The organism is Oceanobacillus neutriphilus, assembly GCF_014645515.1.
Taxonomy (GTDB): domain Bacteria; phylum Bacillota; class Bacilli; order Bacillales; family Amphibacillaceae; genus Oceanobacillus; species Oceanobacillus neutriphilus.
On sequence record NZ_BMLW01000046.1, the window covers coordinates 1 to 877 of the forward strand.

At 49.7% G+C, this 877-nt stretch carries 8 tRNA genes; all 8 read right to left on the reverse strand.

Features of this window, described 5'->3' with window-relative positions:
• Nucleotides 1–159 precede the first annotated feature (159 nt).
• The 8 genes from IEX29_RS26390 to IEX29_RS26425 all read right to left on the reverse strand — a co-directional run bounded on the left by IEX29_RS26390 (nucleotide 160) and on the right by IEX29_RS26425 (nucleotide 852).
• Nucleotides 160–232: transfer RNA gene (locus IEX29_RS26390), tRNA-Ala, on the reverse strand.
• Nucleotides 233–249: 17 nt separating this feature from the next.
• Nucleotides 250–326: transfer RNA gene (locus IEX29_RS26395), tRNA-Pro, on the reverse strand.
• Nucleotide 327: 1 nt separating this feature from the next.
• Nucleotides 328–404, reverse strand: a tRNA-Arg gene (locus tag IEX29_RS26400).
• Nucleotides 405–407: 3 nt separating this feature from the next.
• A tRNA-Leu gene (locus IEX29_RS26405) sits at nucleotides 408–496 on the reverse strand.
• A 6-nt stretch (nucleotides 497–502) separates the two neighbouring features.
• A tRNA-Gly gene (locus tag IEX29_RS26410) sits at nucleotides 503–577 on the reverse strand.
• 21 nt (nucleotides 578–598) lie between these two features.
• Nucleotides 599–683 (reverse strand) — tRNA-Leu (locus tag IEX29_RS26415).
• A 3-nt stretch (nucleotides 684–686) separates the two neighbouring features.
• Nucleotides 687–762 (reverse strand) — tRNA-Lys (locus IEX29_RS26420).
• A 14-nt stretch (nucleotides 763–776) separates the two neighbouring features.
• Nucleotides 777–852, reverse strand: a tRNA-Thr gene (locus IEX29_RS26425).
• Nucleotides 853–877 lie beyond the last annotated feature (25 nt).

Consider the following 877-nt stretch of genomic DNA (forward strand, 5'->3'; position numbering starts at 1 on the left):
TTAAATATTCAAGAAAAACGAGGTGTTTTTCTTCTTTCGTACTGGTTGTTTTGTTCAGTTTTCAAAGAGCAATTTCTTTGTCGCTTTTAAAAACAGCGACCAAATTAATATATCATGTTTTGAAAATATTGTCAACAGCTTATTTAAAAAGTTATTGAGTGGAGCCTAGCGGGATCGAACCGCTGACCTCCTGCGTGCAAGGCAGGCGCTCTCCCAGCTGAGCTAAGGCCCCATGTTATATTTATATAATGGTCGGGAAGACAGGATTCGAACCTGCGACCCCTTGGTCCCAAACCAAGTGCTCTACCAAGCTGAGCTACTTCCCGATGGCGCGCCCGAGAGGAGTCGAACCCCTAACCTCTTGATCCGTAGTCAAACGCTCTATCCAATTGAGCTACGGGCGCTTATGGTGCCGAGGACCGGAATCGAACCGGTACGGTAATCACTTACCGCAGGATTTTAAGTCCTGTGCGTCTGCCAGTTCCGCCACCCCGGCAATATTTGGAGCGGAAGACGGGATTCGAACCCGCGACCCCCACCTTGGCAAGGTGATGTTCTACCACTGAACTACTTCCGCGTATTGCCTTTATTAAATTAATGGTGCGGGTGGAGGGACTTGAACCCCCACGCCCGAAGGCACTAGATCCTAAGTCTAGCGCGTCTGCCAATTCCGCCACACCCGCAAATGGTGAGCCATGAAGGATTCGAACCTTCGACCCTCTGATTAAAAGTCAGATGCTCTACCGACTGAGCTAATGGCTCCTAAAAAGGGAAAATGGTGCCGGCCAGAGGACTTGAACCCCCAACCTACTGATTACAAGTCAGTTGCTCTACCAGTTGAGCTAGGCCGGCATAATGGTGGAGGATGCAGGGCTCG